General features: G+C 73.0%; 1 protein-coding gene. It reads left to right on the top strand.

Annotated elements, in window-relative coordinates; all coding sequences use genetic code 11:
- The coding region (locus IH26_RS61890) for a hypothetical protein (RefSeq protein WP_030443846.1) at positions 1-241 on the top strand (241 nt) is incomplete at both ends.

Raw genomic sequence — 241 nt, 5'->3', positions numbered from 1 at the left:
CACCAACGCCGCCGGCACAACCAACCTGACAGCGCTCGCCCGGGCCGTGCAGCACGCCGCCGAGGTCGAGCTCCGGCCTGACGCCACCCGCCTCCTCGAAGTCGACAAGCGGCTGAAGCCGCTGCTCCCCTGGCCCGGCATCCCCCGCGGCTCCACGGTCGGCGTGGTCGGCTCGATGAGCCTGCTCATGCTCCTGCTAGCGAGCGCCACCGAGCACGGCTGGGCCGCAGCGGTCGGTATG

The sequence above is a fragment of the Actinoplanes subtropicus genome (assembly GCF_000721705.1).
Classification (GTDB): domain Bacteria; phylum Actinomycetota; class Actinomycetes; order Mycobacteriales; family Micromonosporaceae; genus Actinoplanes; species Actinoplanes subtropicus.
The sequence above is the reverse complement of the archived record's forward strand: the minus strand, read 5'-3'. Positions and strand labels throughout refer to the sequence as shown.